Here is a 23,958-nt window from a genome sequence, read left to right on the forward strand (position 1 = left end):
GCACGGGCGGCGGATCGGGCAGAATCGTGGCAAGCCCACGAGACCACGACATGACCAGCGCAGCGCCACCCTCCCCGGCCCCCGAACCCGCCCCGGCGTGGTTCCCGCTCGACGCCGCCGGCAACGGCAATCCCACGCCGCTGTACGACCTTGCCGCCGTGCGCCAGATCGAGCAGGCGGGGCTGGCCGCCACGCCGCCGTTCACGCTGATGTCGCGGGCGGGCGCCGCGGCAGCCGACTGGGTTGCCGGGCACGTGCCGGAGGGCCGCATCCTGTTCCTGGCCGGCCGGGGCAACAACGGCGGCGATGCACTCGTGGCCGCCACGCGCCTGCACCAGGCTGGCCGGCTCGTGGAGGCGTGGCTGATCGCCGAGGCCGACCAGTTGCCCGCCGACGCCGCCCGCGCGTGGCTCGACGCCCGCACGGCCGGCGTGCCGCTGCTGGCGATGCACCCGGCACCCGATGCCCCGCTGCCGCCCTGGCCCGCCCACTGCGCCGCCGTGGTCGATGGCCTGCTCGGCATCGGCCTGAACCGCCCCGCCGACGGCAACATGGCCCGCTGGATCGAACACCTCAACGCCGCTCACCTGCCGGTGTACGCACTCGACGTGCCAAGCGGCCTGTTTGCCGATACCGGCGCAGGGCAGCCCGCCGTGCGCGCGCGCCGCACGCTGACCTTCCTGGCGGCCAAACCGGGCCTGCTGACACTGGACGGACGCGATTGCGCCGGCCCCGTCGATATCGCGCCGCTCGGACTTGAACCCGACGCCCCGGCGCCCGCGGCGATGGTCAACCAGCCGGGCGGCTTCGCCCACGCACTGCCGCGCCGCGAGCACGCCGGCAACAAGGGCCGCTACGGCAGCGTGGCGGTCATTGGCGGCAACCATGGCATGACCGGCGCGCCGCTGCTGGGCGCCCGGGCCGCGCTGTACCTCGGCGCCGGCCGCGTCCATGTGGGGTTTCTGGCCGATCCAGCCCCCGCCGTCGATCCGGTCCACCCCGAACTGATGCTGCATCGCCATGCCGAGTTGGCGCTGCAAGGCATGTCCGCGATCGTCGCCGGGCCAGGGATGGGCAGTGACGCCGCCGCGCGCACGCATTTGTCTGCCCTGATCGACGTGTGCGCCGCCGCCCGCCCCGCCATGCCGCTGGTGCTCGACGCCGACGCCCTGAACCTGCTCTCCGCCGACCCGGCGCTGGCCGCGCGGCTGCGCAACTGCGGCGTCCACCTCGTGATGACGCCGCACCCGCTCGAAGCGGCGCGGCTGCTCGGCAGCACGGTCGGCGAGGTCCAGCGCGACCGTCTGGCCGCCTCCCACGCGCTGGCACACCGATGGTGCGCCACGATCGTGCTCAAGGGCTCCGGCACGATCATCGCCACCCCGGGCAATGCCCCGCCAGCGATCAATCCCACCGGCAACGCGGGCCTGTCGACTGCCGGCACCGGCGACGTGCTGGCGGGCATGCTCGGCGCCCTGCTTGCCCAGGGCATGCCGCCGGCCGAGGCGGCGCGCGCAGCGGTCTGGATCCACGGCCGCGCCGCGGATCGGCTCGTCGAGGCCGGAACCGGCCCGGCCGGCATGACGGCCAGCGAACTCTACCTGCCGGCGCGCGCCATCCTCAACGCGCTGCTGGCGGGCCAGCCGGCCTGAAACCGCGCCGCCGCGTGCGGTGGCGCACACACCCACGGCAGCGTCGGACAACGCCCGATACGGCCGTTCGACCGACGCTGGTAAGGTTGCCGTTAGCGCAAGCGCCGTTACTTTTTGCAGCCACTTCGGGCTTTTGCCATCACATGGCGGCGATATACTTGCAGTCGCCCCCCGGCCCCGGCCGGGCTGTCTCCCGCTTTACAGAAGAACGCATGCCGACTGAACTCCACGCCTGGACCGCCCTTCGCCAACACTTCGACGCCATCCGCCACACGCCCATGCAGCAGTGGTTCGCCGAAGCCGAGGCCGCCCGCCGGGTCGAGGATTTCTCGCTGGAGGCCGCCGGGCTCTATCTCGATTACTCCAAGAACCGCATCACGTTCGAGACCTTTGCGCTGTTGATGAAGCTGGCCGAGGAAGCCGGCGTGACACAGCGCCGCGACGCGATGTTTGCCGGCGAACACATCAACACCACCGAGGACCGTGCCGCCCTTCACGTGGCGCTGCGTGCGCTGCCCGAGGCACCGTTCAAGGTGGATGGCCAGTCGGTGATGCCCGGCATCCACGATGTGCTGCACCGGATGCGCGATTTCGCGGACCGCGTGCGCACCGGCGCCTGGACCGGCTTCACGGGCCAGCCGATCTCGGACATCGTGAACATCGGCATCGGCGGCTCGGACCTCGGCCCGCGCATGGTCTGCCGGGCGCTGGCCCACCTGGCCGACCCGCGCGGCCCGCGCATGCACTTCGTGTCGAACGTCGACGGCACCGAACTGGCCGAGACGCTGGTCCGGCTCGATCCGGCCCGCACGCTCGTCATCGTCTGCTCCAAGACCTTCACCACGCTGGAAACGATGGCCAACGCGTGCAGCATGCGCGAGTGGTTCCTGAAGAACGGCGTGGCCGAGAACCAGTTGGCGCGCCATTTCGTGGCCGTCTCCACCAACCGCGAGGCGGTGGTGAAGTTCGGCATCGACCCGGCCAACATGTTCGAGTTCTGGGACTGGATCGGCGGGCGCTTCTCGCTGTGGTCGTCGGTGGGGCTGTCGATCGCGCTGGCCGTGGGCTTCGATGCGTTCGAAGACCTGCTGCTGGGCGGCCGCGCCATGGACGACCATTTCCGCACCGCGCCGCTGGCGCGCAACATGCCCGTGGTGCTCGGCATGCTCGGCATCTGGTACCGCAACTTCTTCGGCATGCCCACCAGTTGCATGGCGCCGTATTCCACGTCGCTGGAGCTGTTCCCCGCCTTCCTGCAGCAACTGGAGATGGAAAGCAACGGCAAGTCCGTCCAGCTCAACGGCGATCCGGCGCATGTGGACACCGCGCCGGTGGTCTGGGGCACGGCCGGCACCAATGGCCAGCACGCCTACTTCCAGATGATTCACCAGGGTTCGCAGATCGTGCCGGTTGACTTCGTGGCGCCGCTGGTCCCGCCGCGCGAACTGACCGGCCACCATGCCAAGCTGCTGGCCAACTGCTTCGCCCAGGCCGAGGCGCTGATGCGCGGCCGCAGCGCCGAGGAACTGCGCGCGGCCGGCGTGACCGACCCGGCGCGCATCCCCCACATGGTGTTCGACGGCAACCGCCCGAGCAACACGCTGCTGATGGAAGACCTGACCCCGCACGTGCTGGGCGCGCTGATCGCGCTCTACGAGCACCGCACCTTCGTGCAGGGCGTGGTCTGGAACATCAACTCGTTCGACCAGTGGGGCGTGGAACTCGGCAAGATCCTGGCCAAGCCGATCGAGGCCGAACTGACCGGCAAGGGCACGGCGACGCATGACGCGTCGACGGCCTCGCTGATCGCCCGCGCCCGCACCGTGCTGACCCGCGGCTGAAACTTCGGAGCGCAGCGCTCAGACTTCGGTGCCCATCAGTTCGTCGCTGGCCACGCGGCCGGCGTCGATGGTCAGGATGCGGCCACAGCGGGCCGCCACCGAGCGGTCGTGCGTCACGAGCACCAGCGTGGAGCCCGCGTCGCGGTTCAGCGCGAACATCAGGGCGATGACGGCCTCGCCCGTGGCGGTGTCGAGGCTGCCGGTAGGCTCATCGGCAAACAGGATGTCGGGACGTGCCACGAAGGCACGCGCCAGCGCCACGCGTTGTTGCTCGCCCCCGGACAACGTGCGCGGATAGTGCGTCAGGCGCTTGCCAAGGCCCACGCGCTCCAGCATCTCGGTGGCCCGCTCCCGCACAGCGTCCGTTTCGCCACGCAGCTCCAGCGGCAGCATCACGTTTTCCAGCGCGGTGAGGTGGCCAACCAGCTGGAACGACTGGAACACGAAGCCGACATGGCGGCCCCGCAATGCGGCGCGCTGGTCTTCGTCGAGTTGGAACAGGTCCTGGCCGTGCAGCCGGACAGCGCCCGTGCTCGGCAGGTCGAGCCCGGCCAGCAGGCCCAGCAGCGTGGATTTGCCCGAGCCCGACGCCCCGACGATGGCCAGCGTTTCGCCGGCCGTGACGGAAAACGAGACGTCATGCAAAATCGTCAGCGAACCCGTCGTGTCGGCTACGGTCTTTCCGAGTGACTCGACAGCGAGAATGGAAGAAGACATGCGCGAGAAGATTGGAAGTGTTGGACGCCGGCGGCTGCTGGCGGCTTGTATTGCGACAGCGGCCGGCGCGTTCGGTTCGCTGGCCACGCCCGCCATGGCCCAGCCCGCTACCGGAACCCCGGCCGCCCCGGGCGCGCCCGCCGTACTGGTGCTGGGCGACAGTCTTTCGGCCGAATACGGCATCGCGCGCGGCACCGGGTGGGTGCACCTGCTCCAGGAGCGCCTGCGGCGCGAGCGGTTCGATTATAGCGTCGTGAACGCAAGCATCAGCGGCGAGACCACCGTGGGTGGCAAGACCCGCCTGCCCGACCTGCTCAAGCGCCACAAGCCGGCGCTGGTGATCGTGGAACTGGGCGCCAACGACGCGCTGCGCGGCCTGTCGCTGCAGTCCACCGAAGCCAACCTGCGCGGCATCGTCGGCGACGCCCAGAAAGCCGGCGCGAAGGTGGTGCTCGTGGGCATGCGCATTCCGCCCAACTACGGGCCGGACTACACCGAGCGCTTCTTCGCGCTCTACGCGAAGCTGGCAAAGGAACTCGGCACCCAGCTGGTGCCGTTCTTCCTCGACAAGGTGGTGACGCGCCCCGACTGGTTCCAGGATGATCGCATCCACCCCAGCGCCGCCGCGCAGGCCACGCTGCTCGACAATGTCTGGCCGGCGCTCAAGCCGCTGCTGAAGGCACCGTCGCCGTCATCGAAGCCCCGCTGACGCCGTCCGCCTGCGCAAGAAACAAAAAACCCCTGCGACCGATCATCGCAGGGGTTTTTCTTGTGCTGCTGCCGGGATGGCGCCCGATCAGCCTTCGGCGTCGCTGGCGGCGGTGTTGCCGTCCGCCGGCTTGGCCGGGCGCAGGATCTTGACCTTCGCCTTGGCCTTGAGCATGTCGTAGTACGCCGCCAGTTCGGTCTGCCCGGCCAGTTGGCTCAGTTGCTGGGCGTCGGCGTCACGCTGACCCGGATTGGCCGGGGCCGGCGTGTCGACCTTCGTGATGCGGTAGATCGCATAGCCTTCGGCACCGAGGTCCACACCCACCACCGACGGCAGCTTGGTCGCGTCGGCGCGCATGATGGCCTCGACAGCCTTCGGCGGCAGTCCGTCGGTCTTGGTGCGCGATACGGCCAGCGTGGCGCCGAAGCCGTCGGCGTTGCCACCCTTCTTCAGCGCATCGAGACGCGCCTCGCCAGCCTTGCGGGCCAGTTCGGCCGCCTGCTGGGCGACATAGGCCTGGCGCACCTGGGCTTCCACGTCCTCGAACTTGCGTGCGGCAGCCGGACGATAGTCCACGACCCGCGCCGCCACCAGCGTGGTGGGGCCCACCTGGATGGCCTCGGTATTGCGCTTGTTCTTGAGCGCGTCATCGCTGAACAGCGCCTTGAGCACCTTCTCGTTGTTCAGCGGATTGTCCTTGCCCAGCGCCGGGTTCGGCTGGCGCGTCACGTTGTCGGCGGTCTGGATCGTCAGCTTGAACTTGTCGGCGGCCGGCTTCAGGCTGTCGGACTGCTCGTAGACCGTGTTGCCGAACGCGTCGGCCTGCTCCTGGTACTTCTTGCTGGCCAACTGCTTCTTCAGTTCAGCTTCCAGCTCCGGGCGCACCGTTTCGAGCGGTTGCGTCTCGGCCGGCTTGATGCCAGTCAGCTTGATGATGTGGTAGCCGTAGTCCGTTTCCACCAGGTCGCTGATCTGGCCGTCCTTGAGGCCATACATCGCGTCCTCGAACGGCTTGACCAGCGCGCCCCGGCCCATGAAGCCAAGATCGCCGCCCTTCTCCGCCGAACCCGGATCCTGCGAGTTCTTCTTCGCCACCTCGGCGAAGGTCTCCGGATGCTTTTTCACGTCGGCCAGCAGCTTCTCGGCCTTCTCCTTGGCAGCCTTGCGGTCGGCGTCCTTGCCGTCCTTGGGCGCGGCGATCAGGATGTGGCTGGCGCGGCGTTGCTCCTCGGTGCGGAAGCGCTGGATATTGCTGTCGTAGTAGGACTTCAGCTCTTCCGGCGTGACGGTCTGGCTGGCGGCCAGCGCATCGCCCGACAGCACCACGTACTCGACCTTGGCCTGCTCAGGCGTCGTGTAGGCCGACAGGTGGGCCTCGTAGTAAGCCTTGAGCGCCGCCGCATCGGGCGTGACCTTCGACGTGAAATCGGCCGACTTGATCGTCAGCGCCTGAACATCACGCTGCTGGTCGCGGATGGCGATCAGGCGGTCCAGCAGCGACTTCGGCACGAATGCGGTGGAACCCACGGCGGCGCCCAGCTGCTGCGTGGCCAGTTCGAAGCGCATGCGCGCATCGAGCTGCTCGGGCGTCATGCCCTGCTGCGCCAGCAATTGCACATAGGCCTTGTCGTCGAACTTGCCGTCCGGACCGCGCAGTTGGGCAACGGCGGGGATGGCCTGGATCGCGTCGCGCACCTGGGTGTCGGACACGGTCAGGTGGTTCTTCTGCGTGGCATCGGCCACCACACGCTGCAGGATCAACTGGTCCAGCACTGACTGGCGCGCGGCGGCACCCTCGAACATGCGCGGATCGTAGTTGTTGCCGAGCATCTGGCGCATGCGCTCGCTCTGGTCTCGCACCACGTTATCGACTTCCTGCACGGTAATGGCGCGGCCGTCCACCTTGGCCACGTCGTGCGAGCCGTCCATGAAGCGCGAGTAGCTCTCGACGCCGAAGAACACGAACGACGGGAAGACGAGCACCAGCAGCAGCAAAAGCATCAGGCGCCGGTTGTTGCGTACGAAATCAAGCATGCTGATCGGAAAAAGGGTTGAGGCCAGGGGCCGAGGGTCAAACCTCGCGATTCTAGCAGGAGCGGGGCTGGAGACTGGCGGAAAGTGCGGGGTGGCTTTCTGTACGGTCAAGAAATGCGCTCGCCCAAAACAAAAAGCCCGCTGGCGCGGGCATTGTGTTTTGGCGGAGTGGACGGGGCTCGCCCACATCCTGCAGGCCGCGGATTCGCTTGCAAGCGAATCCCTTCTCGCCCCGCCGGGCGCTGCGCAGGCAGCGCCCTCCACTCCGCCCAAAACAAAAAGCCCGCTGGCGCGGGCATTGTGTTTTGGCGGAGTGGACGGGGCTCGAACCCGCGACCCCCGGCGTGACAGGCCGGTATTCTAACCAACTGAACTACCACTCCAGAATCTGACCCTGCGGGACGGCTGCGGTGCGACGGGAAAGTGGTGGGTGCTGAGGGGCTCGAACCCCCGACCTACGCCTTGTAAGGGCGCCGCTCTACCAACTGAGCTAAGCACCCACTGGACCGTCGCAGGCCATCTGCCTGCTGGGTAATCTCGCTGCGCACGACTCGGCGGTTACTGCTTCGGTGCCGCTGTTTGCGTTGCGAGGCCGCGATTGTAATACGAGAGTTTTCGGTTTGCCAAGTGTTGTTTGCGCAATCGCGCCCAAACGAAAAACGCCGCAGGTTTGACCCTGCGGCGTTTTCGCTTGCTACGGCGTCACGGCTTAGTGATGGATGCGCTCCACCTGCGCGGCACCCTTGTCCGCCACTTCGGCGGGCTTGGCTTCCTCGTCAGGCAGCGACTCGGGCTTGCGCTCCAGCGCCAGCTCCAGCACCTTGTCGATCCAGCGCACCGGCACGATCTCGATGGCGTTCTTGACGTTGTCAGGAATGTCCGCGAGATCCTTGACGTTCTCCTCGGGGATCAGCGCCAGCTTGATGCCGCCACGGTGGGCCGCCAGCAGCTTCTCCTTGAGGCCGCCGATCGGCAGTACTTCGCCGCGCAGCGTGATCTCGCCGGTCATCGCCACGTCGGCACGCACCGGAATGCCGGTCAGCACCGACACCAGTACCGTCGTCATCGCAATACCGGCCGACGGACCGTCCTTGGGCGTGGCGCCCTCGGGAACGTGGATGTGGATGTCGCGCTTCTCGAACATCTCATCCGCGATACCCAGGCGGCGTGCCCGCGAACGCACCACCGAACGCGCAGCCTCGACCGATTCCTTCATCACATCGCCGAGCGAACCCGTGCGCGAGATGTTGCCCTTGCCCGGCATGATCGCGGCTTCGATCGTCAGCAGATCGCCACCCACTTCGGTCCATGCGAGGCCGGTCACCTGGCCCACCTGGTTTTCCTTGTTGGCCAGGCCGAAATCGTACTTGCGCACGCCGAGGAATTTGTCGAGGTTCTCGGAATCCACCTTGACCGCGCCCGATTCCTTCTTCAGCAGCAGCAGCTTGACCACCTTGCGGGCGATCTTCGACACCTCGCGTTCCAGCGAGCGCACACCGGCCTCACGCGTGTAGTAGCGGATGATGTCGCGGATCGCCGCTTCGGTGACCTCGATCTCGCCAGCCTTCAGGCCGTTGTTGCGAATCTGCTTCGGCAGCAGGTAGCGCGTGGCGATGTTGACCTTCTCGTCCTCGGTATAACCCGACAGGCGAATCACTTCCATCCGGTCCAGCAGCGGCGGCGGAATGTTCAGCGAGTTCGACGTGGCCACGAACATCACGTCCGACAGGTCGAAATCCACCTCGATGTAGTGATCCTGGAACGTGTGATTCTGTTCCGGGTCCAGCACTTCGAGCAGAGCCGACGACGGATCGCCGCGGAAATCCATGCCCATCTTGTCGATTTCATCGAGCAGGAAGAGCGGATTGCGCACGCCGACCTTCGACAGGCTCTGCAGGATCTTGCCCGGCATCGACCCGATGTAGGTACGGCGGTGACCACGGATCTCGGCCTCGTCACGCACGCCACCCAGCGCCATGCGCACGAACTTGCGGTTCGTGGCGCGCGCCACCGACTGGCCGAGCGAGGTCTTGCCCACGCCGGGAGGCCCGACCAGGCACAGGATCGGCGCCTTCACCTTGTCCACGCGCTGTTGCACGGCAAGATACTCAAGGATGCGTTCCTTGACCTTCTCCAGGCCGTAGTGGTCCTCGTCCAGCACGCGCTCGGCATTGGCGAGGTCGTTGTTGACCTTGCTCTTCTTGCGCCACGGCAGGTTCACCAGCGTGTCGATGTAGTTACGCACGACGGTGGCCTCGGCCGACATCGGCGACATCAGCTTGAGCTTCTTGAACTCGGCGTCGGCCTTCTTCTTGGCCTCCTTGGGCATCCGGGCAGCCTTGATGCGCTTGTCGAGTTCCTCGAGGTCGGCACCTTCCTCGCCCTCGCCCAGTTCCTTCTGGATCGCCTTGACCTGCTCGTTCAGGTAGTACTCGCGCTGGCTCTTCTCCATCTGGCGCTTGACGCGGCCACGGATGCGCTTTTCCACCTGCAGGATGTCGATCTCGCCTTCGAGTTGCGACAGCAGGCTCTCCAGGCGCTCGGTGACCTTCACCATTTCCAGGATCTTCTGCTTCTGCTCAAGCTTGATGGGCAGATGCGCGGCAATGGTGTCGGCCAGGCGGCCAGCCTCGTCGATACCCGACAGCGAGGTCAGGATCTCCGGCGGGATCTTCTTGTTCAGCTTCACATACTGGTCGAACTGCGACACGATGGCGCGGCGCAGGGCCTCCGTCTCGGCCGATTCAACCGCTGCGGGCGGCACGGGCACGGCTTCGCACATGAAGTGTGAATCGTCCTCGCTCACCTCGGTGATATTTGCGCGCTGCGTGCCTTCCACGAGCACCTTCACGGTGCCGTCGGGCAGCTTCAGCATTTGCAGGATATTGGCGATGCAGCCGACCTCGTAGAGGTCTTCAGCCGTAGGTTCGTCCTTGGCAGCCGTTTTCTGGGCCACGAGCATGATGCTCTTGCCCGACTCCATCGCAGTCTCAAGCGCCTTGATGGACTTCGGGCGACCCACGAACAGCGGGATCACCATGTGCGGAAACACCACCACGTCGCGCAGCGGCAACAGTGGGAGGCGAATCGGCTCAGCCGGGAGGAGTTGTGTTCCGGACATCATTTTCCCCAGTCAGTCATATAAGGCGTAAATAGGGTCGCGGGTTTCGATTGCAAGATACCCATCATCAATTCCCGGCACAGTCAAAAATGCTGCAAACTGCACATGCGACCCCCAGTGAAACAGCATACCCGCGTTTTCTCCGGTTCGTTTGTGGAATTGAAGAAAAAAAGCCGTTCGCTTCCTCGCGAACGGCCCCTTGAATTTCTGCCTGTGTGGTAGGGACCACGCGGGTCCTGCGCTTCGGCGTCAGATGAGCCTCGCGTCAGTTCGAACCGGCCACCTTGGGTTGCTGCTCCTCATACACCAGCAGCGGCGGCGCATCGCCGGTGATCGTGTTTTCGTCGATCACCACCTTCTGCACACCCTTGTAGTTCGGCAGGTCGTACATCACGTCCATCAGCGATTGTTCGAGGATCGAACGCAGGCCCCGGGCGCCGGTCTTGCGGCGGATCGCCTTGCGGGCGATGGCCGTCAGCGCAGCCGGACGGATCTCGAGCTCAACGCCTTCCATGGCCAGCAGCTTCTGGTACTGCTTGACCAGCGCGTTCTTCGGCTCCACGAGGATCTGCATCAGCGCGGCCTCGTCAAGCTTGGCCAGCGTTGCCACCACCGGCAGACGCCCGATGAGTTCCGGAATCAGGCCGAACTTGATCAGGTCTTCCGGCTCGGTCTGCGGCAGGACCTCGCTGACTTCGCGCTCTTCCTTGCTCTGGACCTGGGCGTCGAAGCCGATGCCGGTCTTGTCCGAACGCTGCATGATGACCTTTTCCAGGCCATCGAACGCACCGCCGCAGATGAACAGGATGTTCGTCGTGTCGACCTGCAGGAAATCCTGGTTCGGATGCTTGCGGCCGCCCTGCGGCGGCACCGAAGCCATCGTGCCTTCCACGAGCTTCAGCAGCGCCTGCTGGACGCCCTCGCCCGACACGTCGCGCGTGATCGACGGGTTGTCCGACTTGCGCGAAATCTTGTCGATTTCGTCGATATAGACGATGCCGCGCTGGGCCTTCTCGACCTCGTAGTTGCAGTTCTGCAGCAGCTTCTGGATGATGTTCTCGACGTCTTCGCCCACGTAGCCGGCTTCGGTCAGCGTGGTGGCGTCGGCAATCACGAACGGCACGTTCAGCAGGCGCGCCAGCGTCTGGGCGAGCAGCGTCTTGCCGGAACCGGTCGGGCCGATCAGCAGGATGTTGCTCTTCGACAGCTCGACTTCGTCCTTCTTGCCGAGGTGTTTCAGACGTTTGTAATGGTTGTAGACCGCAACGGCCAGAATCTTCTTGGCCTGCTCCTGACCGATCACGTACTGGTCGAGGCTTTCGCGGATTTCGTGGGGCGTCGGCAGATCCGAGCGCGTCGTGGCGGCGGCGTCCTTGTCGGTCGCGGCGGCCTCGTCACGGATGATCTCGTTGCACAGGTCGATGCATTCGTCGCAAATGAACACCGACGGGCCGGCGATCAGCTTCTTGACCTCGTGCTGGCTCTTGCCGCAAAACGAGCAGTACAGAAGCTTTTCGCTGGATGAACCTTTTTTGTCCGCCATAGGAATCGTCACATTAGCAGTGTGGTTCCCATCAGAAAGCGCCTGATGGGAAACGCATTAAACGCATCATACGCCAAAACAATTGGCACAGTCGGCGGCATCCCATCCGTGTGGGGCAAAACGCAAAAACGAGGCGCACGGCCTCGTTCCGGTGTAGCCTGCGTCATTCGACGGCAACCTTGCGGCTGGTGCCCGGCAAGCCGGACACTCCCGGACGGTTCCGAGCGCATCGCAACCGGACGGGCGTGCCGGCACACAGGCCGGACCTTAGCTGCGGCGGGTGATCACCTTGTCGATCAGACCGTAATCCACCGCCTGGTCGCCGCTCATGAAGTTGTCGCGGTCGGTGTCGCGCGCGATCTTCTCCACGGGCTGGCCCGTCACCTCGGACAGAATGCTGTTCAGGCGCTCGCGCAGATACAGGATTTCGCGGGCCTGGATCTCGATGTCCGACGCCTGGCCGCGTGCACCGCCGAGCGGCTGATGGATCATGATGCGCGAATTCGGCAGCGCGCTGCGCTTGCCCTTGGCGCCGGCGGCCAGCAGGAAGGCGCCCATGCTCGCGGCCATGCCCATGCACAGCGTCTGCACATCGGGCTTCACGAACTGCATCGTGTCGTAGATCGCCAGGCCGGCCGAAACCGAACCACCGGGCGAGTTGATGTACAGCGACACGTCCTTGTCCGGATTTTCGCTTTCCAGGAACAGCAGCTGGGCCACTACGAGGTTGGCAGTCTGGTCGTTGACTTCGCCGACCATGAAGATGACGCGTTCCTTGAGCAGGCGCGAGTAGATATCGTACGCGCGCTCGCCCCGGCCGGACTGCTCGACAACCATCGGCACCAGCCCGAGACCCTGGGTTTCCAGGGCGGAGGCCTGCGTGGTGGCCAGACGATCAAGCAAATCATTGCGGGTCATGCAGGTTCTCCAGATATTCAGGAATATCGCCGATCGGCCAGCGCGCGCGGCCGATCGGCGTTGGCCGGCGCCGTCCGGTTACCCGGCGGCTTCCGGCCATGCCCGACCTCAGGCTTGCTCGGGAGCGGCAGTCAGTTCTTCGAACGACACCGACTTGTCCGAAACCTTGGCCTTGTCGCACACGAAATTTACCACGTTGTTTTCGAGCACGTAGGCTTCCATCTCGGCCAGGCGTTGCTGGTCGCCGTAGTACCAGCGCATGACTTCCTTCGGGTCTTCGTAGCTCTTGGCGAAGTCCTCGATCTCGGCCTTGACCTGGTCCGGCTTGGCTTCCAGGCCGTTGGCCTTGACGATCTCGGCCAGGATCAGGCCCAGCTTCACGCGGCGCTCGGCCTGTTGCGCGAACATCTCGGCCGGAATCGGCATGTCTTTGGCGTTCGGCATGCCGCGCTGCTCCAGATCGCGACGAGCCATTTCCACCAGGCGCTCCTGGTCCTGTTCGATCAGGGCCTTCGGCACGTCCAGTTCGCTGACCTTCAGCAGCGCTTCCATGACCTGGTCCTTCAGCATGGAATGCGTGCGGCGCTTGACTTCGCGCTCCAGGTTCTCGCGGATGTCGGCGCGCATCTTCTCGACGCTGCCGTCAGCGATACCCAGCGACTTGGCGAACGCATCGTCCACTTCCGGCAGGTGCGCCCACTCGACCTTCTTCAGCGTGACCGTGAACTCGGCGGTCTTGCCGGCCACTTCCTTGCCGTGGTAGTCCTCGGGGAAGGTCAGCGGGAACGTCTTGCTCTCGCCTTCCTTCAGGCCCAGCGTGGCGGCCTCGAACTCGGGCAGCATGCGGCCTTCGCCGAGCACGTAGGCGAAGTCTTCAGCCTTGCCGCCGGCGAATTCCACGCCGTCGATCTTGCCCACGAAGTCGATCGTCACGCGGTCGCCGTTCTTGGCGGCCACATCGGCGCCACCGTCACCGTGCGCACCGGCTTCGCCGCGCGGGTGGTAGTGCACGCGCTGCTTGCGCAGGATGTCGACGGTCTTGTCGATCTCGGCGTCGCCGATCTCGGTCTTGGTACGCGTCACTTCGGCGGCCGTCAGGTCACCGATCTTGACTTCCGGGTACACCTCGAAGGTGGCCTCGAATGCCACTTCGTCGTCGGCGACGCCGTCGGTCTTGAGGTCGAACTTCGGCTGGCCGGCAACCTTGACGTCCTGCGCCTGGGTGATGTCGAAGAACTTGCGGGCAGCCTTGTCGAAGCGGACTTCGAACTCGACCTGCTGGCCATACTGCTTCTCGACCATCTTCATCGGCACCTTGCCGGGGCGGAAGCCGGACATCTTCACGGTCTTCGACAGGCGGACCAGGCGCTCCTGGGTTTCCTTCTGCACTTCAGCCTTGGGGATGGCCAGGGTTACCTTGCGGTCCAGCTTGCCGAGGTTTTCAATGACGTTCGACATGGTCGTTAATCCAATTCAGAAATGTTGTTGTCAGCGCAACCGTTCGCGCGCCTGCCGCCTGGCCGCGGCCAGTGCTCGCTGCGGAGCGCCCGCGCAAACGGAAAACGCGGATTATCGCACGATTTTCATTGGCTTCCGGCAGTTTTTACCCTAGTCAGCCTTGATCCTGATCTGGACGGCCGTCCGGCCTGCCCGGGGCCGGCCCGTGGCGCAGCGTCCGCAGCAGCAGCCGGGCGGGATCGATGGCATCGGCCAGATCGGCTTCGAGCGGCAGCGGTTCGCCTTCGAGCTGGCTGGCGATCAGTTCGGCACCGAGCGCCGCCCATGTCAGCCCGCGCGAGCCGTAGGCCAGTGCGGCGTAGAGGCCGGGCAGCCGGGGCAGATCGCGCAGGTGGGCGCCACGCAGCGCGGTGGATTGCGCCAATGCCTGTGCCGTGTCGGGCAGCCGGCCGATCAGCGGCAGGCGGTTGTGCGTGACCGTGCGCACGCCGACATAGCCACGCAGCGTCGCCGGGTCTACCCCGTCGAGCGCCGTAGCGCGGCCCGGCAGCAGCCCGGCCAGTCGCCCGAGGTTCTCGGCGTGGACGGCCGCGCTTTCGACGAGCGGCCCGTCGTCGGGCTCGTAGCTCGACCCGAAGCGGGCACTGCCGTGCTCGTCGCGCGGCAGCAGGTATCCGCCGCCGGTCACGACGCAGTCGGGCCAGGCGGCGGCGCCCACCTGCCCGGCGTCGAGATCGGTCAGTTGCCCGCGCACGCGGCGCAGTTCGAACAGTTGCTCCGGCACCAGGCGTGCGGCCTCGTGCGCGTTGGCCAGCACCAGTACCGGCGCGGCAGCGAGCACCCTGCCCGCATCGTCCAGCACCCGCCACTGGTCCCCGGCGTGTTCGAGCGCCGCCACGCGGGTCTGGAAGCGGGCGTCGACCGCTGCGCCGGCCTGCGCCAGTTGCGCGCGGCAGATATCGGGCGGCGCCACCCAGCCGCCTTGCGCAAACCACAGGCCGCCGCGCGGGACTGCCGCGGCGTGCTGTTCGGTGGCCTCTTCGGCACTCATCCAGCGCACGAAGGTGTGCGGGAAATCAAGCGCAGTCAGTGACGCACACTGCGCGGCGATATCGGCCTCGTCCTCGCCGATCTGCAGCACGCCGCAGCCGTGCCACCCCACCGGATGGCCGGACGATTCCAACGCGCGCCAGGCACGCAATGCGTGGAGGTTGCCGGCACGCGAGAGCCGGGACAGGTGGCTGTCGTCGGGCGACACATGGGCGTGCATGGCGGCCGCGCGATGACCCGAGGTCTCGCGCGCCGGACCATCGTGCGCGTCGAACAGCGTGACGCGCCAGCCGCGTGCGGCCAGCCGCTCGGTCACGGCGCAGCCCGCCAGCCCCGCACCGATCACGATGGCGTGGCGGTCCGGCCATTGCGCGGCATCGGGCGGCACGTAGCGCCGGTTCTTCCAGGCCGGGGCGAAGCGTGCCACGGTCATGTCGCGCTTGCCGCCGAAGCCAGGCGCCTTCTCGGCCACGAAGCCGGCGGTCTGCAGCCCGCGCCGGACAAAGCCGGCCGCCGTATAGGTGGCCAGCGTGGCGTCCGTCCGGGCCAGCCGCGCCAGGCCGCGAAAGACCATGTCGCTCCACATGTCCGCATTGCGTGACGGGGAGAACCCGTCGAGATAGAACGCGTCGGCGCCAGCGACGAGCCGGGGCAGCATCGCCTCGACCTCGCCGAAGGCCAGCGTCAGCACCACGGCGCCCTCGTCGAACGACAGCCGGTGCAGGCCCGGCAACGGGTCCGGCCACTGCTGCTGCAGCGCCCCGGCCAGCGGCAGCAGTTCGCCCAGGCTGGCGTGCAGTGTCGCCAGCCCTTCACGGGTGAAGGGGTGCTTTTCGATGGAAACGAAGTGAAGGCGCCGGCAGCGCTGCGGATCGCGGCGCCAGGCCTGCCAGGTGGCCAGAAAGTTCAGTCCTTGCCCGAAGCCGGTCTCGACGATGACGAATTGCTCGCGGCCGGCCCAGTTGCCCGGCAGCCCGTTACCGCCCAGGAATACGTGCCGGGCCTGCTCCAGGCCGCCGGCGGCGCTGTGGTAGACATCGTCATAGCGCGGCGAGTACGGAATGCCGTCATCGGACAGAATGGGGTCGGCGGGCTCGATCAGGCGCGGCATGGCAGGCAGGGAAATTGGCCGGGAATCGACCAGGAAACGGTCAGAAATGGCGGCGGATGGTAGCATAGCGCCCTTCCCGCAAACCGCCCCGGCAAGCCTTGTCTGGCCATTGTTTGCGCGCCGTCATACCCTGCCATGCTCAGCTATCGTCACGCCTTCCATGCCGGCAACCATGCCGATGTCCTCAAGCACGCCGTCGTCGTCCAGTTGCTGGACTATCTGACACAAAAGGACAAGCCGTTCTGGTACGTCGACACCCATGCGGGCGCCGGCCTTTATGCGCTGGATCATGCCTACGCGCAGAAGAAGTCCGAATTCGAGACCGGCATCGGACCGCTCTGGCGCGCCGCGCAGGCCGGGCAGGCATTGCCGGAGTTGCTCGAAGCCTATCTGGACCAGGTACGCGAGCTGAACCAGGACGGCACGCTGAAGCACTATCCCGGCTCGCCGTGGCTGGCCTGGCAGATGCTGCGCGAGCCGGACCGCCTGCGCCTGTTCGAGTTGCACAGCACCGAAATCCAGGTGCTGCGCGACAACTTCCGGGGTGCCGGCCGCAAGGTCATGCTGTACGACGGCGACGGCTTCAACGGCATCAAGGCGATCCTGCCGCCCCCGCCGCGCCGGGCGCTGGTACTGATCGATCCCTCGTATGAGGACAAGCAGGATTACGCGCGCACGCTCGACACGCTCAAGGCAGGTCTGGAGCGGTTTGCCACGGGCATGTATGCGATCTGGTATCCGCAGGTGCAGCGTCGGGAATCGACGCAATTGCCGTTTCAACTGACCCGTCTGCCGCTCAAGAGCTGGCTGCACGTGACGCTGACGGTCCGGCATCCGGTCGAAGGCGGGCTCGGGCTGCACGGCAGCGGCATGTTCATCGTCAACCCGCCCTGGACGCTGAAAGCCGCACTCGAAGAGGCGATGCCCAAACTCGTAGAAATGCTAGGTCAAGACGGCGGCGCCACGTTCACGCTCGAATCACTCGATAACTGAGCAACATCCCCACGCCGATGCCCACGGCATCGGCGCACAGATCGAACCATGACGCTTCCCGATAGCTGGTGAGCGCCTGCAGTACCTCGATCAGTCCCCCGTATCCCAGCAAACCCGCGACCACCGGCCACGGCCGGCCCGGCCATGCGCGTGCCGCGAGCGCCGTCAACACCCCGAAAGCCAATACGTGGTTGGACTTGTCCCAGCCCGTGGTGGGCCCCGGCACTTCGGGCGGCAGCAGCGAGAGCACCAGCACGGTGGCCGCGCAGACGCAGAACAGCACTCGGAACCGGGAGGGCGACGGAAGGCGCATCAGAAATCCGCTAGGTGGATGGCAATTCCCACATCCTACACGGCGCGCACTGCACCCCGCGCTGCCATGCAAGGGCAGACACTGCATCGGATTATATGAATATCTCCGAAGTTAATCCGTCACTGGATTAATTTGTCTCTCCGCCTACACTCGACCTGATTCTCCCGGACATTTATCTCTCCGCATTAACAATTAGCAAACTGGATATTTTCGCCCGGAGAAACCGACTGACACTGAAATCCGAGCCAGAGGAAATCATGTCCAATCACATCAGCGCCATCTGGAAACAACTCCCGGTCACCGGGACGATCTGCGCCATGACGGTACTGGGAATCGCCCCGGTCTACGTGGCTTCGGCGGCACGGGCGCAGACCGTCATTCCCGCCGGCACTGATATTGGCACCTACATTATCGGCAGTACCGCGGGCACGCCGCACTGGTCTTCCAGCAGTTATCAGTTCGCAATGGGGGCCGACGCCAACTGGAATACCGTGGTCAATTTGACCTCCTCATCGCCACTGCCATTTTCTCTCGATGGCCAGGGCCATACCGTGCGGCGCGGCAGCAATAGCCTGTTCAATTTCTCGGGTTCGGCCAAGGCCGGCACCGACATCTCGCTGTCGAATATCACGATCAGTGATTCCGGCGTGGCAAACCGGTCGGTCTTCGATTTTGGCAGCGCACAGACCGGCACGGTAAAGATCTCGCTGAACAACGTCAGGTTCGACGGCCTGAACGGCGCCTATGCCAGCGTGTTCGAGATGACCAGCGGCAACCGGCTTGCCGTCGAGGTAAACGCCGGCACCGGCGAGAACGGTGTGACGTTCTCGAACAACAAGACCTACGGCGACGGTGGCGGCATCATGTCCATCTACGCCGGCACCATGACGTTCAATGGCGACTACAACTTCATCAACAACCACACCGAAAACTACGGCGGCGCCATCGCCATGTACGAGGCGGCCGGCAACATTACCTTCAACGGCAAGACCACCTTCACCGGCAACTACGCCACCGATGCGTTTGGCGGCGCGGTGGACATCTGGGGCGGCGCCTCGACACTGACGTTCAACGGGCCCACCACGTTCACCGGCAACCATGTCGTGTCGGGTCTGACCGGCACCAACAACCCCCGGGGCGGCGCGGTCAACATCGGCTACACCAGCCCTGGATCGGGGGCCTCGGTGGTGCATTTCAACAATTCGGTCGTGTTCGATGGCAACTACATCGTCTCTACGGGCGCAGGGGGCAGTGCCTACGGCGGCGCGCTGAGCGCCTATGGCAATGGAGCGTCCTATAACTACCAGTACATTTTCGACGGCCCGGCGCTGTTCCAGAACAATTACGCGGCCAAGGTCGGCAGCGGTTCCGGCGGCGGCTATGGCGGCGCGATCTACTACGACAGTTCGGCCGCGCTGTTGCAGTTTCACTCCGGCACGCGCTTCCTGGACAACATGGCGTCTACCTACGGCGGCGCGATCTACCTGCAGTCCGGCCGGATCGTGCTCGACGCGCACTCCGGCGACATCGAATTCCGGGGCAACCGCCAGGGAGTGCAGTTCGATGAAGAGCGCCTGCCCATCTCGGGAACGGGAACGCCCAACGCCATCATGCTCGGCTCGGGCGGCACCCTGGAGCTCGACGCGGCGGCGGGCCACCAGATCCGCTTTCGCGACCCCATTGCGTCGCGGTCCTCGTCCAAGGCCCATTTGATCAAGGTTGGAGAAGGCGAAGTCATCTTCTATGGCGACAAAGGCGCCACATCGCTCTATGACTCGAACATCGCCATCGACACCACGGTATCGGGCGGGTACTTCACCCTGGCCGACAGCGTGAAATATGGCACCACGGACGCCGGCGATTTCATCGTCACGGCAGGCGCAAACGGTACCGCCGGCACCTTGAGGGGCGGAGACCAGGCTCAGTTGAACGCCCACGCCGTCACGATCGAGGACAAAGGCACGGTGACCATCGACGGCGGCACTTTCACGCTGGAGTCGCCAAACATCCACTTCCAGGGCGGCAGCCGGCTGACCGGCTCTGGCACCTTGGCCGCCAACAACCGCCTGACACTCGACGGCACCGTGGCCGCGGCAATCGATGCCGGCAAGACGCTCCAGATATCGCCCAGCGTGGTCGGCAACGGCGGGCTCGACGTGCAGAGCGGCACGCTGACCCTGGGCGGAGACGCCAACGCCTACACCGGCACCACCCGCATCGCCACCGGCGCAACGCTAGCAAGCACGCTACAAGCCAATGCCTTCGCGCAGAGCAGCGCGATGACGGTGGATGGCACGTTCGACATGAGCAACAACCTCTCCCAGACGGCCAACAACCTGTCGGGCTCCGGCACGATCAACCTCGGCACGCAGGCCAGCACGACGCTGACCGCCGCCAACAGCAGCGCCAGTGCATTCAGCGGCAAGATGTCTGGCGGCGGCAGCCTGGTCAAGACTGGCACGGGCACCCTCACGTTGTCGGGCATCAATACCTATACCGGCGGCACCACAATCAGCGCCGGACAGTTGACCGGCACCAACGCCGGCGCGTTCGGCACCGGTGCCATTGTCAACAACGGCGCGCTGAACCTGGACTTTGCTGCCAACAGCGCATTGGTCAACACGATCTCCGGCACCGGCGGCCTGACCAAGACCGGCTCCGGCGTGACCACGCTGACCAGCACCGGCACACAGGGATCGACCACCGTCACGGCGGGCGAGCTCCGTTTTGGCCAGACCGGCGTGTTCAACACCGGCGCCCACAGCACCGCCTCGGGCGCCACCACATCCCTGCTCGGCCACAGCCAGCTGGCGGTGACCGACACATTCACGCAGGCTTCAGGCGCCACGCTCAATGTGGAATTTGCCGACAATCTCCCGGTAATCACCGCCAAGAGCGCCACCATCGACGGCAGTCTGAACATCACCGGCTTCACCTCACCGGCGCCGGACACCGCCTCCGAGCTGATCGGCACCCAGTTCAACGTGTTGGAGACCACCGACGGCATCACGGGCGATTTCTCGTCGCTGAACCTCGGCGGCGCCTCCAGCGCGCTGGACTTCCTGATCGTGTCAGGCGCCAAGAGCGAGGACCAGTTGAGCTACAGCATCGGCCTGGCCCTGACCTGGTTCGGCGGCCCCACGGTGGGCAACGGCAACTTCACGCTGACCGGCGCGAGCGAGCGTTTCAACGTCGACCTCGTGCTGTCCGACCAGGAGGCATCGGGCACCGGCTGGTCCGGCACCACGCTGAACAAGAACGGCGCCGGCAACCTGGTGCTCTCCGCCGCCAACACCTACACCGGCGCCACCGTGGTCAACGGCGGCACGCTGACGATGGGAATCGCCGACGCGATTGCCACGAGCGAATCCGTGACGATCAACACCGGCTCGACTCTGGCGCTTGGCGATTTCGACCAAACCGTCCATGCACTGTCTGGCGCCGGCACCATCGAACTCGGCAGTTCGGCGGACACTGTTTTGACCACCGTCAATGCCACCGACACCACATTCAGGGGCACCATCCACGGCGCCGGCAGCCTGACCAAGACCGGCGACGGCACGCTGACGCTCTCGGGTGCCAGCACCTTTACCGGTGGCATCACAAACAGCAGCGGCACACTGGTTGGTGCCGGTGGTGGCGCCTTCGGCACCGGTACCGTGACGAACAACGCCGCGGTGCGGCTCGACTTTGCCAGCAGCGGCGTGCTGACCAACGTGTTCGCGGGCGCCGGCAGCCTGACCAAGACCGGCACCGGCACGGCCATGCTGACATCGCCGGGCGCGCAGGGCGCGGTATCGGTGGAAGCCGGCGCGCTGGTCTTCAACCAGACCGGCGTGTTCCAGGCCGACAGCCTGACCACGGCGACGGGCGCCGCCACCCTGGTCACCGGCGATGCCCGCCTGAACGTAACGAACGGCTTCGACATGGCCTCCGGCACCACGTTGGGCGTGGTGCTCGGCTCGAACCAGCCGGTCGTCGCGGCCGGGAGCGCCACGATCGACGGCGCACTCTATATTGTCGGTTTCGCGCCGAGCGGACCGAACACGGCTTCCGGCCTGACCGGTACCCGTTTCACGCTGCTTGAGACCACCGGCGGCATCACGGGCGAGTTCACCTCGAAGAACTTCGGCGGCGCCGCCACCGGGCTTGACTACCTGCTGCTGGACGCCCGCAAGAGCGAGGACAACCTCAGCTACATCGCCGGCCTCGGCCTGACCTGGCGCTCCGGCGCCGAGACCGGCGACGGCTCGTTCACGCTCGGCAATGCCGGGGACCTGTTCAACGTCGACGTGGTACTGGCCGACCAGGCCGCTTCGGCCACCGGCTGGGACGGCACCACGCTCACCAAGAACGGCGCCGGCACCCTGATGCTGTCGGCGGCCAACACCTACACCGGCCCGACCCTCGTCAACGAGGGCACCCTGTCGATGGGCGCGGCCGACGGCTTCGCCAGCAGCCGCGCGGTCACGCTGGCCGAGGGCACCACGCTCGCGCTGAACGACTTCAGCCAGACCGCCAACGACTTGTCCGGTGCCGGCAAGATCACGCTGGGTTCGTCCGCCGACACGGTACTGACCATTAACAATGCCGCCGACCGGACGCTTTCCGGCACGATCAGCGGCGCCGGCGCCCTGTTGAAAACGGGCGGCGGCACGCTGATCCTGGGCGACACGAACACCTATGCAGGGGGCACCACGATCTCGGCCGGCGGCGTGTACGCCTCGGCGGCCAGCCTCGGCACCGGCGACGTCGTGAACAACGGCGCGCTGACCATCGACCAACCCGCGGATGCAACCTTCGCCGCCGCCATCCACGGTACCGGCCACTTCACAAAGACCGGCGCTGGCGCGCTGAATCTCACGGGCAACGGCACGCTTTCCGGACCCACGACCGTCGCGGCCGGCATGCTGAGCGTGAACGGCTCCCTGGCGAACTCGGCCATGACCGTGCAGAGCGGCGCCACGCTGGCCGGCAGTGGCGCGGTGGGCGGCACCTCTGTCCTGGCCGGCGGCACCATGGCGCCCGGCAATTCGATCGGCACCCTCCAGGTCAAGGGCGCGTACTCGCAGGCGGCCGGCGCGACCTACCAGGCCGAGGTGGACGTCGACAGCAACGCCTCGGACCTGGTCCAGGTGGACGGCACGGCGACGCTCGAACCCGGCGCGGTGCTCAACGTGAACAGGGCCGGCGCCGGCGCCCTCACCCGCACTACCCGATACACGGTGCTGAGCACGACCGGGGGCCTGACTGGCACGTTCTCGCTGACCGGCGACCTGCTTTCCGGCTTCTACAAACTCGTGGGTGTCTATGACGCCTTCAACGCCTACCTGGAAACGGTGCGGGTGCGAGACTTCACCGACGCCGCCGTCACCCCGAACGAGATCGCCACGGCGGCCGGCGCCAACTCCCTGCCCGACGACAGCCCGATCAAGGTGGCCCTGAACAGCATCGACAACGACGCCGACGTGCGCCTGGGCCTGAACCAGTTGTCCGGCGAGATCCACGCCTCGCTGAAGACCGGCCTGCTCAACGACAGCCGGCAGGTACGCGACACCGCGGTGGCCCGTATCCGCCAGGCTGGCTGCTCGCCCGACGTGGGCCCCGGCATCGAGGCCGGCACCCCGCGCCCCACCCCCGGCACCGCCGATACCTGCACGGCCGGACGCTGGCAACCGGTAGGCTGGGTCCGCGTGTTCGGCGACTGGGGCACCACCGACAGCGACGGCAACGCCGCCGAGCTCAAGGCCAACACGGGCGGCATGCTGATCGGCACGGACGTCAACGTCTTCGACACCTGGCGTGTGGGTGCGCTGGCCGGCTACAGCCACGGCACGTTCAAGGCCAATGACCGCAGTTCGTCGGCCGATACCGACAGCTACCACGTAGGCATCTACGGCGGCACCCAGCGCGACCGCCTGGGCCTGCGGCTGGGATCGAGCTTCACGTGGCACGAGATCGACACCGATCGCTCGCCCACCTTCCCCGGCTTCAACGAGCACCACAAGAGCGGATACGATGGCCGGACGATGCAAGTCTTCGGCGACTTCGGCTACCAGCTGACTTTCAGCCAGGGAACGCTCGAACCGTTCCTGGGCGTCGCCTACGTCAATCTGCACAACGAGTCGTTCGACGAGACCGGCGGTGTCTCGGCCCTGATCGGCGATAGCGAGACCACCAGCACCACGTTCGGGACGGTTGGCGTGCGTGGCGCCCGAGCGGTCAACCTTGGCAGCCTGCAAGGCACGGTACGCGGCACCCTCGGCTGGCAACATGCGTTTGGCGACGTGGTGCCCACCTCCACCCTCGCCTTCCGCGGCGGCACCCCGTTCGTGATCGCCGCGGTGCCTGTCGCCCGCAATGCAGCGCTGATCGAACTTGGCCTCGATGCCAAAATTAAGAAGAATACGACGCTGAGCTTCTCGCTGGCAGGCCAGTTCGGCGGCGGGGCGAACAGTCAGACGGTGCAGGCCACGCTGCGGACGAGGTTCTGATTCA

13 protein-coding genes and 2 tRNA genes are annotated in these 23,958 nt (G+C 66.1%); 5 read left to right on the top strand and 10 right to left on the bottom strand.

The features are described 5' to 3' along the window. Positions 1–50: 50 nt before the first annotated feature. Both EV147_RS06365 and pgi read left to right on the top strand, forming a co-directional pair. Complete coding sequence (locus EV147_RS06365) at positions 51–1,652, top strand: NAD(P)H-hydrate dehydratase (protein ID WP_130390245.1); 1,602 nt, start codon at positions 51–53, stop codon at positions 1,650–1,652. Between the two features lie 212 nt (positions 1,653–1,864). Beyond that, on the top strand, positions 1,865–3,493 hold the full coding sequence (pgi, locus tag EV147_RS06370; protein WP_130390246.1) for a glucose-6-phosphate isomerase: 1,629 nt from the start codon (positions 1,865–1,867) through the stop codon (positions 3,491–3,493). 18 nt (positions 3,494–3,511) lie between these two features. On the opposite strand, the gene EV147_RS06375 is transcribed toward pgi, so the two are convergent. Next, a complete protein-coding gene (locus EV147_RS06375) occupies positions 3,512–4,210 on the bottom strand; it encodes an ABC transporter ATP-binding protein (RefSeq protein WP_130390247.1) in 699 nt (232 codons plus the stop codon). On the opposite strand from EV147_RS06375, the gene EV147_RS06380 reads away from it, so the two are divergent. After that, the gene (locus EV147_RS06380) at positions 4,209–4,919 is read left to right on the top strand and encodes an arylesterase (RefSeq protein WP_407923198.1); all 711 of its coding nucleotides are present in this window, start codon (positions 4,209–4,211) and stop codon (positions 4,917–4,919) included. The genes EV147_RS06375 and EV147_RS06380 overlap by 2 nt on opposite strands. 87 nt (positions 4,920–5,006) lie before the next feature. Here EV147_RS06380 and EV147_RS06385 read toward each other — a convergent pair whose 3' ends face one another. From EV147_RS06385 to mnmC, 8 genes are all read right to left on the bottom strand, one after another. Then, a complete protein-coding gene (locus tag EV147_RS06385; RefSeq protein ID WP_130390249.1) occupies positions 5,007–6,953 on the bottom strand; it encodes a SurA N-terminal domain-containing protein in 1,947 nt (648 codons plus the stop codon). Positions 6,954–7,259: 306 nt separating this feature from the next. Further along, a tRNA-Asp gene (locus tag EV147_RS06390) sits at positions 7,260–7,336 on the bottom strand. Between the two features lie 41 nt (positions 7,337–7,377). Then, positions 7,378–7,453 (bottom strand) — tRNA-Val (locus EV147_RS06395). 209 nt (positions 7,454–7,662) lie between these two features. Further along, entirely contained in the window at positions 7,663–10,074 is a 2,412-nt protein-coding gene (gene lon / locus EV147_RS06400) for an endopeptidase La (RefSeq protein WP_130390250.1), read from the bottom strand. A 265-nt stretch (positions 10,075–10,339) separates the two neighbouring features. Next, positions 10,340–11,617 carry an ATP-dependent Clp protease ATP-binding subunit ClpX gene (gene clpX, locus EV147_RS06405; RefSeq protein ID WP_130390251.1) on the bottom strand — a complete coding sequence of 426 codons (1,278 nt, stop codon included), beginning with the start codon at positions 11,615–11,617 and terminating at the stop codon, positions 10,340–10,342. Between the two features lie 267 nt (positions 11,618–11,884). Beyond that, complete coding sequence (gene clpP, locus EV147_RS06410; RefSeq protein ID WP_130390252.1) at positions 11,885–12,535, bottom strand: ATP-dependent Clp endopeptidase proteolytic subunit ClpP; 651 nt, start codon at positions 12,533–12,535, stop codon at positions 11,885–11,887. Between the two features lie 108 nt (positions 12,536–12,643). Beyond that, positions 12,644–13,993: a trigger factor gene (gene tig, locus EV147_RS06415; RefSeq protein WP_130390253.1), complete on the bottom strand. Its 1,350-nt coding sequence runs from the start codon at positions 13,991–13,993 to the stop codon at positions 12,644–12,646. Positions 13,994–14,147: 154 nt separating this feature from the next. Then, the gene (gene mnmC, locus EV147_RS06420) at positions 14,148–16,154 is read right to left on the bottom strand and encodes a bifunctional tRNA (5-methylaminomethyl-2-thiouridine)(34)-methyltransferase MnmD/FAD-dependent 5-carboxymethylaminomethyl-2-thiouridine(34) oxidoreductase MnmC (RefSeq protein ID WP_130391207.1); all 2,007 of its coding nucleotides are present in this window, start codon (positions 16,152–16,154) and stop codon (positions 14,148–14,150) included. A 135-nt stretch (positions 16,155–16,289) separates the two neighbouring features. Between mnmC and EV147_RS06425 the strand changes: the two genes are divergently transcribed. Beyond that, positions 16,290–17,147, top strand: a complete 858-nt coding sequence (locus EV147_RS06425) for a 23S rRNA (adenine(2030)-N(6))-methyltransferase RlmJ (RefSeq protein WP_130390254.1) — start codon at positions 16,290–16,292, stop codon at positions 17,145–17,147. On the opposite strand, the gene EV147_RS06430 is transcribed toward EV147_RS06425, so the two are convergent. Then, on the bottom strand, positions 17,122–17,460 hold the full coding sequence (locus EV147_RS06430; protein WP_130390255.1) for a VanZ family protein: 339 nt from the start codon (positions 17,458–17,460) through the stop codon (positions 17,122–17,124). The two genes, EV147_RS06425 and EV147_RS06430, sit on opposite strands and share 26 nt — an antisense overlap. A gap of 257 nt (positions 17,461–17,717) precedes the next feature. Between EV147_RS06430 and EV147_RS06435 the strand changes: the two genes are divergently transcribed. After that, positions 17,718–23,954, top strand: coding sequence for an autotransporter domain-containing protein (locus EV147_RS06435; RefSeq protein ID WP_130390256.1), 6,237 nt, complete (start codon positions 17,718–17,720; stop codon positions 23,952–23,954). The last annotated feature ends 4 nt before the right edge of the window (positions 23,955–23,958 follow it).

Source organism: Cupriavidus agavae, from assembly GCF_004217045.1.
GTDB lineage: Bacteria > Pseudomonadota > Gammaproteobacteria > Burkholderiales > Burkholderiaceae > Cupriavidus > Cupriavidus agavae.